We start from the raw sequence: 14,666 nt of genomic DNA on the forward strand, positions 1-14,666 counted from the left end.
TCTCATTCTCACATCGACGAATACGCCACGATGCCACGGCGCACGGAATCGAGTGCCTGCCGGGCCGTGCGCGCGAGCGCGCCGTCTTCCGCGACGATCGAGAGCTGGTCGAGCAGGTCGATCGTCTGCTTGGCCCAGCGGACGAAATCCCCCGCCGCCATGTCGGCATCGACGAGGACTCGGTCCAGCATCCCGCCGCGCGCCCACGAGTGCATGGCCGCGGCGAGACCGGCGGCCAGCGGCTCCGTCCCCGGCAGGTGATGATCCTTCTCCAGGTCGTCGAGTTCGGCCCAGAGCGTCGTGGTCTTCTCGTACGCAGATCGGAATGCGCCGCGAGGGAGATCCCGCTCCCCCGCATTGGCCTCATCACGTCGGGGCTCGTAGACCAGGCAGCAGGCCATCGCTGCGAGCGACGGGGCATCGAGCCCCTTCCACAGGCCCTGACGAAGCGACTCTGCGACCAGCAGGTCACGCTCGCCGTAGATCCGGCGCATGGTCCGCCCGGCCTCCGTGAGCACGGTACCGCTGTCGTCGCGCTGCAGGTAGTCCAGCGTCTCCAGCACCTCGACGACGCGGTCGAACACGCGGGCGACGGTCCCGGTCCTGGTCTCGATCTGACGGCGGATGCGGTCGGTCTGACGCTTCAGCTTCCAATACCGCTCCGCCCAGCGCGCGTGCGCCTCACGGTCGGGACACCGGTGGCACCCGTGGCGCTGCATCCGCGTGCGCAGGCTCTGGATCTGCTTCATGCGCTTGTCCCGCGACGCTCGCGGTGCATTCGAGTCCTGGCGGTTCTTCTTCTCGAGGTCGCTGAGCTCGCGGCGGATCGAGGCGTAGTCGAGGAAGTCGCCATGATCGCAGACCATGGCGGCTTTATAGCCGTCGAGAGACTCCTCGGCTTCGCGCACCTGACGCGCGAGACCGACGACCGCGCGGTCTGCCTGGAACTGCGCGAACGACGATTCGAGGATCTGACGGGCCCGCGGCTTGCCGAACAGGTCGATCAGGTTCACGGCCATGTTGTAGGTCGGGCGGAAGCTCGAGTTCAGCGGATAGGTGCGGCGGGATGCCAGGGCGGCGACGGCCTGCGGATCCATCCCCTCCGTCCACTGCACGACCGCGTGACCTTCGACGTCGATCCCCCGGCGTCCTGCTCGCCCGGTGAGCTGGGTGTACTCGCCCGAGGTGATCGCGACGCGCGCTTCACCGTTGAACTTCTCCATCTTCTCGAGCACGACCGTGCGCGCGGGCATGTTGATCCCCAGTGCGAGCGTCTCGGTCGCGAACACGACCTTCACGAGCTTGCGCTTGAAGAGATCCTCGACGACCTCCTTGAATGCGGGCAGCATCCCGGCGTGATGCGCGGCCACGCCGCGCTCGAGGTTCTCGAGCCACTCCCAATACCCCAGGACTCCGAGGTCCTCATCCTGGAGCGAGCGGGTCCGGTCCTCGACGAGGGCCCTGATCTCGGCCCGCTCCTCGGTCGACGTCAGCCGGACGCCCGACCGGCGCACCTGCTGCACCGCCGCATCGCAGCCCACGCGGCTGAAGATGAAGAAGATCGCCGGCAGCAGATTCGCCTGCTCGAGCAGACGCACGACGTCCGGACGATCCATCCGCTCGATCCGGCGGACGTTCGCCGAGCGCACCGGACGGCGTCCTCCACGCGGTGGCCGCTGTGCCTGCCGTCCCGCATGTCGGTTGCTGCGGTACTCCTGAGCGGAGCGGTTGTTCTCGAAATTGGAGCCGGTGAACGAGCGGATCCGCATCAGCTCCTGATTCACCTGAGCGGTGGCGATCCCCGCCCTGTCATCGAAGAGCGGAAGCAGGTCGTCCCGCACGAGCACATGCTGCTCGAGAGGCACGGGACGGATCTCGGAGACGATCACCTCAGTGCCGCCGCGCACGGTGTCGAGCCAGTCGCCGAACTCCTCGGCGTTCGAGACGGTGGCGCTCAGGGACACCAGGCGCACGTGCTGCGGGAGGTGGATGATCACCTCTTCCCAGACGGCGCCTCGGAAGCGGTCGGCGAGATAGTGCACCTCGTCCATGACGACGTAGCGGAGATCGCGCAGCGCCGCAGAGTCGGCGTAGATCATGTTGCGCAGGACCTCGGTCGTCATCACGACGATCCGAGCGTTCCCGTTGATGTTCGTGTCGCCGGTCAGCAGACCCACATCATCGGCGCCGTACACGTCGATCAGCTCGCGGAACTTCTGATTCGATAGCGCCTTCATCGGCGTCGTGTAGAACGCCTTGTCGCGGGGCGTCTGCATCGCGAGATGGATCGCGAACTCTCCGACGATCGTCTTCCCGGCTCCCGTGGGGGCGGCGACGAGCACGCTCTGTCCCTCTTCGAGCGCATGGCATCCCTCGACCTGGAAGGGATCGAGCTCGAACTTCTGCCGCGCGGCGAACGCGACGGTCTGCGGGTGGCCCGCGGCTTCGCGAGCTGCCGCGTAACGTTCGGACGGCGAGCTCATGCGGTCAGGGGGTCGATGCCGGCGGCCTGATCGCGCTTGCGCTTGCGTCTGTCGAACAGCATCGAGATCAGCGTCGCTCCGAAGTAGAGGACGATCATCGAGCCCATCAGCAGCAGCATCGAGAAGACGTCCGCGGGCGGCGTCGTGACTGCGGCGAAGATCGTGCAGACGAGGATGGCGACTCGCCATCCCTTCAGGATCTCTCGCCCGGAGACGATCCCAGCCACGTTGAGCGCGACGAGGAACACGGGCAGGACGAAGGCGATCCCCAGCACGAGGAGGAACTTGAAGACGAAGTCGTAGTAGGTGGCGTAGTCGAAGAACTGGGCCATGCCGTCGGGCACGAAGCTCGCCATGATCTCGATGACGTGCGGCAGGACGAAGAAGGCCACCGTGCACCCGCCGAAGAACAGCGGGATCGCGGCGCCGAGGAATCCCCAGGTGTACTGGGTCTCCTTCTTGGTGAGGCCTGGCATGATGAACGCCCAGACCTGCCAGAGCCAGACCGGTGCCGAGATGAGGAGCCCGATCGCGAAGGCGATGCGCATCCGCAGATCGAAGCCACTGGTCACGGTCGTGAAGTTGAGGCCCGTGTACTCACGCCCCTCTTGCGCGGCGATCGTGCGGATCGGCCCGGAGAGCAGCTCGATGATCGGCCCGGTGACGAAGAAGGCGATGACCATGCCGACCACGAGCGCGCCGGCGGCGATGAAAAGCCGCCTGCGCAGTTCGACCAGATGCGCGCCCAGGGTCATCCGCCTGTCGCGGCCCGGCGTCTCCTGGTCGGCGGAATCGAGTGCAGACACGAACTACGCGGATCGAGGAGGCTGACCCGGGTCCGCGTCGCGAGGCGTCACCGAGGGGTCTGCGACCGGCGCGGTGGACGACGATGCTGCCGTTCCCGCGGTGTCGCTCGCGTCCTCGTTCTTCATCGCCTTCATCTCGCCCTTGAACACTCGGGCGGACTGACCGAGGCTCTTCGCCAGTGCCGGCAGCTTCGCCGCACCGAAGAGCAACAGGATGACGGCGAGGATGATCAGCAGATGTGGCCAACCGAAAGCGCCCATGATTCTCCTTCGTCGTTTGACGCCCAGTCTACCGGGCGTTGTCTCCATCGGGGTGGCGATACAGCGCGAGTCCAGCCGCAGCCCATTCCCGGGCGGCGCTGCGCGCGATCGCAGGATCGATCACTTCCATCGCTCCGCCGAACTTCGCGGCCAGCCGCTTCACTCCGCGGGGGTCGGCCAGATGCAGCCGCACCGTCACGACTCCGTCGCTGAGCTCGGCGTTGTCTGCGGTCAGGAAGTCGCCGAGGAGCGGCGCCATCCGCTCGGGAACCCGCACGCGCACCTCCCCCTCGTCATCCACCGCGGAGAAGGCCTCCGGAACCTGATCGCCGGCATGGGTGATCGGGATGTCGGTCAGCCGCGGATCGCTCACGCGGTCCAGATGGAAGGTGCGCATCGCCTCGCGCATGTGGCACCAGCCCTGCAGATACCACTGGGCGTTGGTGATCAGCACCTGCACCGGATCCACGGTGCGGGTGGTCGGTGCGGCATCCGGCGCCTGGTAGGTGAACGACACGGCGACGCCGTCCTGCACCGCTCGCGAGACGACCTGGCGGACCTCGTCGACCGCGCTCGGCGCGACGACGACCTCCGCCGGAGCATCCGCGGCTCCTCGCGACAGCTTCGAGATCAGGCCGCTCACCAGCCCGGAATCGGACACGGCGGGGACGGCCGCCACCATCTGGAGACCGGCGAGCAGAGCGGCGGCCTCGCGGGCGGTGAAGCGCGGAACGCGGCGCAGGGCGACGTCGTTCGTGATCTCGATCACGTCCTCCTCGTCGAGGAGGTCCCAGTTGATGTCGAACATCTCCTGCGGCTGCTGCCAGAAGCCGGAGTCGCCGGGCAGGCCGATGACCGTGAGCTTCTCGACCATCTGACGCATCTCGTTCGGCGTCACACCGAACTCCTCGGCGGCCTCCGCGAGAGACACCTGCCCGTGCTCGAGCAGATACGGCACCAGGGTGAGATAGACGCGCACCCGGTCCGATGCGAGCAGCGGTTTCGCCTGAGCGCTCATCGCCCCTCCCCTGTCTCGATGTCCGTCTCGCGATTGGACTCGACGACGGCGGTCAGCCGCGAGATCACAGCCTCGCGGAGCGCGGCCGGTTCGACCACCCGCACCTCGGGTCCGTAGGAGGCGAGCTCATCGGCGAAGATGTGCAGATCGACGAACGGCACGAGGATCCCCTGGGTCGGCGCCGGAGTGGCTCGCCGTCCGAGCCGGAGCGACGCCTCCGTACCAGGGGTGACCTCGAGCAGAGCAGAGTTCTGGGATGCGACACGTTCGAGCCCGGCCAGCGCGCGCTCTCCCGCGCCCTCGCGCAGTCCCGGATCGAAGCCCTTCGCCGTGATCTTCACATCGCCGACGATGCGGCTGAGGAGGAACATCCGATCGGCCTCGATGTCGACGTCCACGCCGAACACGTGCCAGCGCGCCTCGTAGTCCACGAGCGCGAGCGGACGGATGCTGCGACGCCGCGGCGCATCCTCTCCCGGCTTGAGGTAGTCGAACACGACGATCCGGCTTTTCTCGATCGCCTCCTGCAGGGGCGGGAAGGCCGTGTCGCGCGCCGTGATGCGAGGAGCGAAGCCGATGATCGGCTCGTCGCCGTCGATGCCCAGGGCCCGGATCTTGCGGACCCCGGCCTTGGCGTCACCAGACGCCGACTCCGCGCTCCACACGCTGCCGGCGAGCTGCAGCACCGCGAGCTCCGCGGCCGTGAACTCGATGTCGCTGGGCAGGTCGTATTCCGCTTGCGGAATGCGGTAGCGAGCCTCGCGCAGGTCATTGGGATCGGCGGGATCGCCGATCGTCTCCACAGGGACCCCGAGCGTGCGGAGCTCGTCCTTGTCGCGCTCGAACATCTTCTCGAGGGCGTCGGAGCGAGCTCCGGCATCCGCCCTCTGTCGGTAGCCCGAGACGTTGTCGAGGATCTGCTGCTTCGTGAGCCCGATCTCCGTGGCCATGAGCGCCACGACGAGGTTCGTCAGGCGCTCTTCCGCGGGGATACGGGCCGCCATCACTGCTCCGGGACGGGAACGATGCCGAGGATGTCGACCACGATGGCCGTCGCGGGATTGCCGTCGGCCTCAGGGACGACGACCAGGAGCTGCGAGCCCACGGTCGCGCCGACCAGTTCACCGGCTGCGGGGCCGATGTTGGGTTCCGCGCCCCACGAGCTCGAGGTGACTGTCTTGTCGTCCCAGCCGAGAGCCATGATGTTGGTGACGATCGTCGAGTCCTTCTCGACCTTCGCGCCGTCGCCCTTGATGAGCGTCTGGGTGACGGGCTTCTTCGGGGCCGCGCTGTCAGGGATGATCACGCCCGGGGTTCCGTCGGGTGCTCGAACGACCGTCGGCAGGCCGCGGGCATCGTTGAACTGCGATGCACCCTCGGCGCGAGCGAGGTAGACGTCCTGCAGGTCGATGATCGCGACGATGTCCTCGTCCTTCGCGAGGCCGAACGCCTCGACGTTCGCCTCACCGAAGTCCTCCGGCGTCAGCACGGCCACGATCCGGCTGCCGCCGGTGGCGCACTCGAGCACCTTCTCGAGTCCCGCTGACCGCTCGGCCCAGTACGAGATGCTGTGCACCCGGCTCGGGTCGCCGTTGAACTCGGACTCGTAGAGCTTGTCGCCGCTGTCTCCGCCGTAGAAGGCGATGTCGAGCACCATCGGCTGCGACGTCGAGGTGAGGGTCTTGCCGTCGCCTGTGATGACATCGGCGAACGACGTCTCGTCGGTCTTGACGGGCTTGTAGACGGTCACGTCCGGCGCTTCGCCCAGGTCGCCCTCCACGGTCACCGACTCCTCGACGGACGGCGTCGATGCGGCGGTGCGATCGCAGACGTCGCCCGCGAACGTCGGGGCCTGCGAGCATCCGGTCAGAGTGAGGACGGCAAGGCTGAGGGTGGCCAGAACGGCGGACGTTTTACGCACGCGCTCCAGTCTATTCCGTCGTCGGCCCTGATTCGCGCGAACCGGCAGCCAGGCGCGCCCCCTCGGCGGCCTTCGCTGCCTCACGGGCGCGCTTGCGCAGGTTCTTGTCGTTGATCTCGCGGTCCCCCACTGCCCCGGGCGTCCATGCCTCCACGTCCGCGTCGCCGTAGCTGCTCTTGGACGCACGCCGCTTGACCGACGGGGCGACAGCCCCCGGCGCGAGCCGACGTGCGGTGAGGAGGAAGCCGGTGTGCGCGACCATACGGTGGTCCGGTCGGACGGCGAGGCCCTCGACATGCCACCCGCGCACCATGGTCTCCGAAGCCTCCGGATCGGTGAAGAGCCCGGTGCTGCGGATGTACTCGGCGACGCGCGAGAGCTGGGTCGCGGTCGCGACGTAGCAGAGCACGACGCCGCCGGGAGTCAAGGCATCGGCGACGACGTCCATGCACTCCCACGGGGCCAGCATGTCGAGGACGACACGGTCCACGGTGCCGGCCGAGAACTCACCGGGAAGGGCGTCGACGAGGTCCCCCACGACGACATCCCAGGTCTCGGGGGTGGCGCCGAAGAAGGTCTCGACGTTCCCGCGGGCCACCTGGGCGAAGTCCTCACGGCGCTCGAACGACGCCAGGCGACCGGCCGGACCGATCGCCCGCAGCAGCGAGAGCGACAGAGCGCCGGATCCGACACCGGCCTCGACGACGACCGCTCCGGGGAAGATGTCGGCCTGCATGACGATCTGCGCGGCATCCTTCGGGTAGACGATGGCCGCACCACGCGGCATCGACATCGCGAAGTCCCGCAGCAGCGGACGCAGCGCGAGATAGTCGTGGCCGGAGCTGTTGGCTACCACCGAGCCGTCCGGCAGTCCGATGAGGTCGCGGTGACGCAGCACGCCCTGATGGGTGTGCAGTTCGCCGTCCTCACGCAGCGTCACGGTGTGCAGGCGTCCCTTGGGCCCCGTCAGCTGCACCCGATCGCCCTCGCGGAACGGTCCGCTGGGCCGCTGCGTGCTGGTCGTCGTCATCGGGTGGCTCCTGTCATCGATGTCTTGCGATCGAAGAGATCGATCAGGTCGGCCGCGCTTCGGTCCTGCAGGGTCGGCCAGAGTTCGTGCGCCCCGACGTGGTCGAGCGAGACGATGTGCGGCACGCCGAGCGCGACAGCGCCGGACGCGAGTCCCGCACGCAGCCCCGTGGGCGAATCCTCGATGACCACGGCGTCGGCGATGTCGATGTCGAGCAGCGACGCCGCGTGCAGGTAGGGCTCGGGGTGCGGCTTCGGGTTGGTCACGTCGTCGCCGGCCACCACGATGTCGAAGGCCTCGAACTCGATGAGCTCGACGACGCTCAGCGCCATACGGCGGAGCGACATCGTTACGAGGCCGGTGGGGATGCCCGCAGCTCTCAGGTCCTGCAGCAGCTCGCGGGCACCGGGGCGGAAGGGCACGCCCTGCGTGCGCAGCGCCTCCTGGACACCGTCGGTCAGGAGCGCGATGATCGCCTCCGCCTCCATGTCGACGCCGGCGTTCTGGAGGATGATCGCGCTGTCGATGAGCCCGTTGCCGACGAGCTGCAGGGCGTCCTCGTGGGACCACGTGCCCCCGAACGATTCGACCAGCGCCGTCTCGGCGGCCATCCAGTACGGCTCGGTGTCGACGAGGGTTCCGTCCATGTCCCAGAGGATCGCGCGGGGCTGTCTGCTCACCGAACCATGTTACCCGTGGCGCCGCCCGGTCCCCGCGCGCTCGGACTAGCCTGGAGGGATACCGATCCGGATTTCGCGAAGGGAGCCATGATGGATGTCCTCGGCTCACGCATCGTCATCGTCGCCTTCGACGGGTGGAACGATGCCGGCGAAGCAGCGAGCGGTGCGATCGCCGCACTGCGCGCGAACAGCGACTACGACCTGGTGCACTCGATCGACCCCGAGCTGTACTTCGACTACCAGTACACGCGTCCCGCGACGAAGATGGACGCCGAGGGTCGCCGGCAGCTCACGTGGCCGGAGGCCGGACTCTGGCGTCCGCGCGACCCCGGCCCCGGCCCCGAGTTCTGGGTCCTCACGGGCGTCGAGCCCGCGCGCACCTGGCAGGCGTTCGCCGCCGAGTTCATCGACGTCGCGCTTCGCGACGACATCACGGGATTCGTGACGCTCGGGGCGATGCTCTCCGACGTGCCGCACACGCGCCCGATCTCGATCTTCGCCTCGAGTCAGAACGAGCAGGTCCGCGAGGCTCACGGCCTCGAGCGCTCTCTCTACGAGGGGCCGGTCGGCATCCTCAGCGTCTTCGAGCACTTCGCCGAGAGCGCCGGCATCCCCACCGCCAGCCTGTGGGCGAGCGTGCCGCACTACGTGGCCCAGGCGACGCCGTCGCCCAAGGTCACGCTCGCACTGCTCGACCGCCTCGAAGAGCTCACCGGGGTCGACGTGCCGCGTGATCACCTCCGCACGGAGGCCGCCGCCTGGGAGGCCTCCATCGACGCGGCGGCCGCCGACGACGAGGACATGACCGAGTACATCCGCCAGCTCGAGCGCACCCGCGACACGTGGGACTCCCCCGATGCCTCGGGCGACGCCATCGCGCAGGCATTCGAGCGGTACCTCAAGCGTCGCGGAGACGGTCCCGGCGACCACAAGCGCTGACCCGCGCTCCGGCTCCGCGACGCTTCAGGCTGCGGGAGTGTTTTCAGGCTGCCGGAGTGTTTCAGGCTGCGATGACGCCCGTGCCCAGCAGCACCAGCAGCACGGTGCCCAGCAGGATGCGGTAGATCACGAACGGCAGGAAGCTGCGCTTCGAGATGTAGTTCATGAAGAACGCGATGACCCCGAGTGCGACCACGAAGGCGATGCCGGTGGCCGCGAGCGTGTCGCCGAACGAGAAGAACGACGGCTGGTCCCAGCTCTTGAAGACCTGGTAGAAGCCGCTGCCGAACACCGCCGGGATCGCGAGCAGGAACGCGTAGCGCGCGGCGGCGGCGCGCTCGTAGCCGAGGAAGAGCCCCATGGTGATCGTGCCGCCGGACCGCGACACCCCGGGGATCAGCGAGAGCGCCTGGGCGAAGCCGTAGGCGATGCCGTGCGGGTAGGTGAGCTGGTCGAGCCTGCGACGCTTCGCGCCGACATGGTCGGCGATGCCGAGCAGGATGCCGAAGACGATGAGCATGATCGCGACGATCCAGAGCGACCGGAAGACCGTTTCGATCTGGTCCTGGAAGAGCAGCCCGAGGACCACGATCGGGATGCTGCCGATGATGATCATCCAGCCCATGCGCGCATCCGGATCGCTGCGCGGGACCTTGCCGGCGAGCGAGCGGAACCACTGGGCGATGATGCGCACGATGTCACGCCAGAAGAACACCACGACTGCGGCCTCCGTGCCGATCTGGGTGATCGCGGTGAACGCGGCGCCCGGGTCCTCGCCCGAGGGCAGGAAGGTGCCGAGGATCCGCAGATGTGCGCTGGAGGAGATCGGAAGGAACTCGGTGAGGCCTTGGACGACGCCGAGGATGAGCGCTTCGAGCAGGTGCATGGAGGAGCTTTCTGATTCGTGGTGCGGACGGGAGCCGACAGCTCAGTACGTCCGCAGCAGATCGGCCAGCACCCGCTGACCGAAGACAAGCGATTCTACGGGCACGCGCTCGTCGACTCCGTGGAACATGCCCGTGAAGTCGAGGTCGGCGGGCAGCCGCAGGGGCGCGAACCCGTACCCGGTGATGTCGAGGTAGGCCAGTGCCTTGTTGTCGGTGCCTGCCCCCAAGAGGTACGGGATCACCGGCACGCCGGGGTCATGTCGCCCCAGGCTCGCGACCATGGCCTCGACGAGGTCGCCCTCGAACGGCGTCTCCATGCCGATGTCGCGGACGACGGTCTCGATCTCGATCTCCGGCCCGATGATCTGACGGAGCTCGTCCAGGACGTCGTCCTCGGTGCCTGGAATCACGCGCACGTCGATCAGCGCCTCAGCCCGCTCCGGGATCACGTTGTGCTTGTACCCGGCAGTGAGCGCGGTGGGGTTCGTGGTCGTCCGGAAGGACGATCGGAGGAATGCCTCGGCGGGACCGGCGGCCGCGGCGAGTGCATCCGGATCGTCGACGGATCTGCCGGTGAGGTCGCTCAGACCCGCCAGGAGCGCCTCGGTGGTCGGTGTGAGCCGCAGTGGCCAGCGGGTGCGGCCGATGGCGGCCACCGCCTCCGCCAACTTGGTGACGGCGTTGTCGTCGTGCAGGCGACTGCCGTGGCCGGCCCGGCCCTTCGCGATGAGACGGATCCAGATCATCGCCTTCTCCCCCACCTGGAGCAGATAGGCGCGGCGGTCATCGACGGTGATCGAGTAGCCGCCGACCTCGCTGATCGCCTCGGTGGCGCCTTCGAACCACTCAGGGCGGTTCTGGACGACGAGCGCCGAGCCCTCGACTCCGCCGTTCTCCTCGTCGGCGAAGAACGCGAGGATGAGGTCTCGCTCCGGCTGCTCGCCGGCACGCAGGATGTCGGCGACGGCGGTCAGGATCATCGCGTTCATGTTCTTCATGTCGACGGCGCCGCGACCCCACAGCATCCCGTCCTTCACGATGCCGGCGAAGGGATCGACGGTCCAGTCCTCGGCCATTGCCGGTACGACGTCGAGGTGCCCGTGGACGACCAGCGCGGGCTTCTCCGGGTCACGACCCGGGACGCGCGCCATCACGTTCGTGCGGCGCGGGATCGGCTCGTAGTACTCCACGCTCAGTCCCAGCCCCTCCAGGAACGCGCCGACGTACTCCGCCGCCTCCCGCTCGCCCTTCGCGTTGCCGCCGCCGAAGTTGGAGGTGTCGAAGCGGATCAGATCGCTCGCGATGCGCACGACCTCGGGGAGGGAGGGGTCAGTCATGTGCTCCAGGCTATCGAAGCGCCGTGGCGCGCCCGGGCGGCGGCGTCGGTTTCGGGGAGCCGTGATCCCCGTGCTAATGTAAATCTTCGTTCGGCAACGAGCATCCAACACCTGCGCGGGTGGCGGAATGGTAGACGCGCTACGTTGAGGTCGTAGTGCCCGTAAGGGCGTGGGGGTTCAAGTCCCCCTCCGCGCACAGACAGCCCCGGAGCTCCTGATCACTCAGGAGCTCCGGGGCTTCTTGCATCTGCGGACCCTCTGTACTCCGGACCGTTCTCGTCAGACGGCGCCGACTCCGAAGACCAGTCCGAGGACGTAGGTGATGGCCGCGGCGCCGAAGCCGATCGCGAGCTGACGCAGGGCACGTCGCAGCGGCGGCCCGCCCGACAGGATGCCGACCATCGCACCGGTGGACAGCAGGGCGATCCCGACGAGCACGAGGGCGACGACGACGGCGGTCGCACCGTCGAGACCGAAGATCCACGGGAGCACCGGGACGATCGCCCCGGAGGCGAACAGCAGGAAGCTCGAGATCGCAGCCGTCCAGTCGCTGCCGACGATCTCATGGTCGTCCCCGGCGTGCGCATGGATGTGGACGGGACCCGTCACGGTCTTCTCGACACCCGCGCGCGCGGCGGCCACGATCCTCCTGGCGCGCTCCAGGGCTTCGGTCGGATCGATGCCGCGCGCCCGGTACACGAGCGCGAGCTCGTTCTCGTCGATGTCCAGGTCGGCTGCGGACGCCGCGGCGTCCTCGTTCGCCTCGGTCGCGGCCAGCAGCTCACGCTGCGAGCGGACCGACACGAACTCCCCCGCCCCCATCGATAGCGCGCCGGCCAAGAGACCCGCGATTCCGCTGAACAGGACGAAACCGGAACTGACGCCGGTGGCTCCGATGCCCAGGACGAGGGCGAGGTTGCTCACCAGTCCGTCGTTGGCACCGAACACAGCCGCACGGAAAGAACCGGACAGACGTCGTCGTCCGCGAGCGGCCAGCCCCCGGACGACCTCGTAGTGGACCTTCTCGTCGGCGCGCATGGCCGGGGTCGCATACTGCTCGGCGTCATAGGGGGAACGGGCCTCCGCGCTCTGCGCGAGGGCGAGCACGAAGATCGAGCCGAACCGCCCGGCCATCCAGCCGAGGAGCCGGGAGCGGATGCCGGCGCTCGGCAGTCTCGCAGGCTCTGCGCCGAGCAGATCGAGCCAGTGCTGCTCATGGCGTCGCTCGGCGTCGGCCAGGCTGAGCAGGATCTCCCGCTCTTCACCCGTACGACGGTTCGCGAGCTTCTGGTATACCGAACCTTCGGCGCGCTCCTCGACGAGATAGCGTGCCCAGCGGCGGCGGTCTGCGGCGGTCGGCTCTGCGGCAGCGGGGGCTGTCATGGCTTCTCCTGATCGATTCTCCCCAGTCTCGGGGCAACCGTTCCACGCTAGCTTCGGGCGCACCCCGCGGTCGCATCGGGAGCAGTATTGCCAGCTTTTCGGGTTTCCGAACCCGATCAGCGTCAGGAGCGTACGCGTTTGCGGAGCACGTCGATCCGCGACTGCAGCTGGGTGACCGTCGCCTGCGCCACCGCTGGCCCGCCGCAGATCCGACGCAGTTCGGCATGCACGGCACCGTGCGGCTCGCCCTTCTGGCGCGCATACAGTCCGACGAGGCTGTTCAGGAGCTGGCGCTGCTCACGCAGCGTGCGGTGCAGCGGCGCCGGCAGCGTCGTCGTCTCGGTGGGTCCGGCTTCGGCTTCACGCGTCTCGCGAAGCCGCGTCTGGCGCGCCTGGCGCTGCATCAGGAGCTCGTGCACGTGCTCGGGCTCGAGGAGCCCGGGGAACCCGATGAACTCCTCCTCCTCCGGCGTGCCAGGCTCGGCGAGCTGGCCGAACTCCTGCCCCTCGAACACCACGCGGTCGAAGTGGGCGACGGAAGACAGCGCCTGATAGCTGAACTCCTGCGTGAGCGCGTCGGAGGCGTCGTCCTCGCGGTTCGCAGACTCGAGCAGCGAGTCCTCGAGTCCGTCGTCGTCCTTCGACTGACGGTCGAGCGCATGGTCGCGCTGCTTGTCCATCTCGTTCGCGAGCCCCATGAGCACCGGGACCTGCGGCAGGAAGACGCTGGCGGCCTCACCGCGGCGGCGCGCACGCACGAAACGCCCGATGGCCTGGGCGAAGAAGAGCGGAGTGGATGACGACGTGGCATAGACGCCGACGGCGAGGCGGGGCACGTCGACCCCCTCGGACACCATTCGGACGGCCACCATCCAGCGGTCCTCGCTGGCGCTGAACTTCTCGATCCGCTCCGAGGCCGTCGCATCGTCGGAGAGCACGATGGTCGGCTGCTGGCCCGTGATGCTGTGCAGGATCTTGGCATAGGCACGCGCGACGGTCTGGTCGGTCGCCAGGACGAGTCCTCCCGCATCCGGCACGTGGTGGCGGATCTCGGTGAGGCGGCGGTCTGCGGCCGAGAGCACGGCCGGCATCCACTCCCCCTCGGGGTCGAGCGCCGTGCGCCAGGCCTGGGAGGTGACGTCCTTGGTGTTGTCCTGTCCGAGATGCGTCTCGAGCTCGTCTCCGGTGCTCGTCCGCCAGCGCATCTTGCCCGCGTACATATGGAAGAGCACGGGGCGCACGACGCCGTCTGCCAGCGCTCGCCCGTAGCCGTAGTTGTAGTCGGTGCGGGAGACGCGGGCACCGGATTCGTCGGGGTGGTACTCGACGAACGGGATCGGCGCCGTGTCACTGCGGAACGGCGTGCCCGAGAGCAGGAGGCGGCGTTTCGCCGGCCCGTACGCGTCTCGGATCGCGTCACCCCAGCTGAGCGCGTCGCCACCGTGGTGGACCTCGTCGAGGATCACCAGGGTCTTGGCGTCTTCGGTCAGATGGCGGTGCACGGACGACTTGGCTGCGACCTGCGCATACGTCACGACCGCACCGTGATAGTGCCGAGCCGGAGCCCAGTGACTGTTGCGGAAGCGAGGGTCGAGACGGATGTGCACGCGCGCCGCCGCGTCGGCCCACTGCGTCTTGAGATGCTCGGTCGGGGCGACCACGATGATCCGGTTGATCTCGCCCATGCGCATGAGCTCGACCGCGAGGGTCAGGGCGAAGGTCGTCTTGCCTGCACCGGGAGTGGCGGCGACGAGGAAGTCGCGCTGGTCGGCCTGGAAGTACTGTTCGAGCGCCTCCTGCTGCCAGGCGCGCAGCTTGTTCGCGGTTCCCCACGGGGCGCGTTGCGGGAAGGACGGAGAAAGCATCGACTCAACGATAAACGGTGCCGCAGACACTGTGCGCACGCTCACGACGACCCGCG

Annotated in this window: 13 protein-coding genes and 1 tRNA gene; 2 read left to right on the forward strand and 12 right to left on the reverse strand. The window is 68.2% G+C overall.

The genetic code is table 11. From position 1 onward, the window contains the following. Positions 1-8 precede the first annotated feature (8 nt). The 8 genes from ACESK8_RS03005 to ACESK8_RS03040 are packed head-to-tail and all read right to left on the reverse strand — an operon-like array spanning position 9 to position 8,199. Complete coding sequence (locus tag ACESK8_RS03005; RefSeq protein ID WP_372967193.1) at positions 9-2,483, reverse strand: DEAD/DEAH box helicase; 2,475 nt, start codon at positions 2,481-2,483, stop codon at positions 9-11. Beyond that, entirely contained in the window at positions 2,480-3,238 is a 759-nt protein-coding gene (tatC, locus tag ACESK8_RS03010; RefSeq protein WP_372967284.1) for a twin-arginine translocase subunit TatC, read from the reverse strand. The genes ACESK8_RS03005 and tatC overlap by 4 nt, the downstream gene beginning before the upstream one ends. A 54-nt stretch (positions 3,239-3,292) precedes the next feature. Beyond that, positions 3,293-3,550: a Sec-independent protein translocase subunit TatA gene (tatA, locus tag ACESK8_RS03015; protein ID WP_372967194.1), complete on the reverse strand. Its 258-nt coding sequence runs from the start codon at positions 3,548-3,550 to the stop codon at positions 3,293-3,295. A 28-nt stretch (positions 3,551-3,578) separates the two neighbouring features. Continuing rightward, positions 3,579-4,568, reverse strand: a complete 990-nt coding sequence (locus ACESK8_RS03020; RefSeq protein ID WP_372967195.1) for a helix-turn-helix transcriptional regulator — start codon at positions 4,566-4,568, stop codon at positions 3,579-3,581. Continuing rightward, positions 4,565-5,572 (reverse strand): helix-turn-helix transcriptional regulator, encoded by a 1,008-nt coding sequence (locus tag ACESK8_RS03025; RefSeq protein WP_372967196.1) that lies wholly within the window; start codon positions 5,570-5,572, stop codon positions 4,565-4,567. The genes ACESK8_RS03020 and ACESK8_RS03025 overlap by 4 nt, the downstream gene beginning before the upstream one ends. Further along, on the reverse strand, positions 5,572-6,489 hold the full coding sequence (locus tag ACESK8_RS03030; protein WP_372967197.1) for a hypothetical protein: 918 nt from the start codon (positions 6,487-6,489) through the stop codon (positions 5,572-5,574). Before ACESK8_RS03030 ends, ACESK8_RS03025 begins: the two co-directional genes overlap by 1 nt. Before the next feature lie 10 nt (positions 6,490-6,499). Next, complete coding sequence (locus tag ACESK8_RS03035; protein ID WP_372967198.1) at positions 6,500-7,519, reverse strand: tRNA (adenine-N1)-methyltransferase; 1,020 nt, start codon at positions 7,517-7,519, stop codon at positions 6,500-6,502. Continuing rightward, positions 7,516-8,199 carry an HAD family hydrolase gene (locus ACESK8_RS03040; RefSeq protein WP_372967199.1) on the reverse strand — a complete coding sequence of 228 codons (684 nt, stop codon included), beginning with the start codon at positions 8,197-8,199 and terminating at the stop codon, positions 7,516-7,518. Before ACESK8_RS03040 ends, ACESK8_RS03035 begins: the two co-directional genes overlap by 4 nt. A gap of 90 nt (positions 8,200-8,289) precedes the next feature. Here ACESK8_RS03040 and ACESK8_RS03045 point away from each other — a divergent pair, with 90 nt between their 5' ends. After that, positions 8,290-9,138, forward strand: a complete 849-nt coding sequence (locus ACESK8_RS03045; RefSeq protein ID WP_372967285.1) for a PAC2 family protein — start codon at positions 8,290-8,292, stop codon at positions 9,136-9,138. Positions 9,139-9,199: 61 nt separating this feature from the next. On the opposite strand, the gene ACESK8_RS03050 is transcribed toward ACESK8_RS03045, so the two are convergent. Then, positions 9,200-10,024, reverse strand: a complete 825-nt coding sequence (locus ACESK8_RS03050) for an undecaprenyl-diphosphate phosphatase (RefSeq protein WP_060925954.1) — start codon at positions 10,022-10,024, stop codon at positions 9,200-9,202. 42 nt (positions 10,025-10,066) lie between these two features. Next, positions 10,067-11,362, reverse strand: coding sequence for a M20/M25/M40 family metallo-hydrolase (locus ACESK8_RS03055; RefSeq protein WP_372967200.1), 1,296 nt, complete (start codon positions 11,360-11,362; stop codon positions 10,067-10,069). Between the two features lie 113 nt (positions 11,363-11,475). Between ACESK8_RS03055 and ACESK8_RS03060 the strand changes: the two genes are divergently transcribed. Further along, positions 11,476-11,558: transfer RNA gene (locus ACESK8_RS03060), tRNA-Leu, on the forward strand. 83 nt (positions 11,559-11,641) lie between these two features. Here ACESK8_RS03060 and ACESK8_RS03065 read toward each other — a convergent pair. Together ACESK8_RS03065 and ACESK8_RS03070 are read right to left on the reverse strand one after the other, a co-directional pair. Further along, positions 11,642-12,745 (reverse strand): VIT1/CCC1 family protein, encoded by a 1,104-nt coding sequence (locus ACESK8_RS03065; protein WP_372967201.1) that lies wholly within the window; start codon positions 12,743-12,745, stop codon positions 11,642-11,644. A 122-nt stretch (positions 12,746-12,867) separates the two neighbouring features. After that, entirely contained in the window at positions 12,868-14,610 is a 1,743-nt protein-coding gene (locus ACESK8_RS03070) for a DEAD/DEAH box helicase (protein WP_372967202.1), read from the reverse strand. Positions 14,611-14,666: the final 56 nt, after the last annotated feature.

Origin of the sequence: Microbacterium sp. (genome assembly GCF_041641055.1) — a bacterium.
In the GTDB taxonomy this organism is placed as follows: domain Bacteria; phylum Actinomycetota; class Actinomycetes; order Actinomycetales; family Microbacteriaceae; genus Microbacterium.

Excerpts from the sequence above, each read along its gene's own strand:
- ACESK8_RS03065 (WP_372967201.1), bottom strand. The coding sequence starts at position 12,745 with ATGACAGCCCCCGCTGCCGCAGAGCCGACCGCCGCAGACCGCCGCCGC.
- ACESK8_RS03055 (WP_372967200.1), bottom strand. The coding sequence starts at position 11,362 with ATGACTGACCCCTCCCTCCCCGAGGTCGTGCGCATCGCGAGCGATCTG.
- ACESK8_RS03005 (WP_372967193.1), bottom strand. The coding sequence starts at position 2,483 with ATGAGCTCGCCGTCCGAACGTTACGCGGCAGCTCGCGAAGCCGCGGGC.
- ACESK8_RS03020 (WP_372967195.1), bottom strand. The coding sequence starts at position 4,568 with ATGAGCGCTCAGGCGAAACCGCTGCTCGCATCGGACCGGGTGCGCGTC.
- ACESK8_RS03025 (WP_372967196.1), bottom strand. The coding sequence starts at position 5,572 with ATGGCGGCCCGTATCCCCGCGGAAGAGCGCCTGACGAACCTCGTCGTG.
- ACESK8_RS03050 (WP_060925954.1), bottom strand. The coding sequence starts at position 10,024 with ATGCACCTGCTCGAAGCGCTCATCCTCGGCGTCGTCCAAGGCCTCACC.
- ACESK8_RS03035 (WP_372967198.1), bottom strand. The coding sequence starts at position 7,519 with ATGACGACGACCAGCACGCAGCGGCCCAGCGGACCGTTCCGCGAGGGC.
- ACESK8_RS03070 (WP_372967202.1), bottom strand. The coding sequence starts at position 14,610 with ATGCTTTCTCCGTCCTTCCCGCAACGCGCCCCGTGGGGAACCGCGAAC.
- tatA (WP_372967194.1), bottom strand. The coding sequence starts at position 3,550 with ATGGGCGCTTTCGGTTGGCCACATCTGCTGATCATCCTCGCCGTCATC.
- tatC (WP_372967284.1), bottom strand. The coding sequence starts at position 3,238 with ATGACCCTGGGCGCGCATCTGGTCGAACTGCGCAGGCGGCTTTTCATC.
- ACESK8_RS03045 (WP_372967285.1), top strand. The coding sequence starts at position 8,290 with ATGGATGTCCTCGGCTCACGCATCGTCATCGTCGCCTTCGACGGGTGG.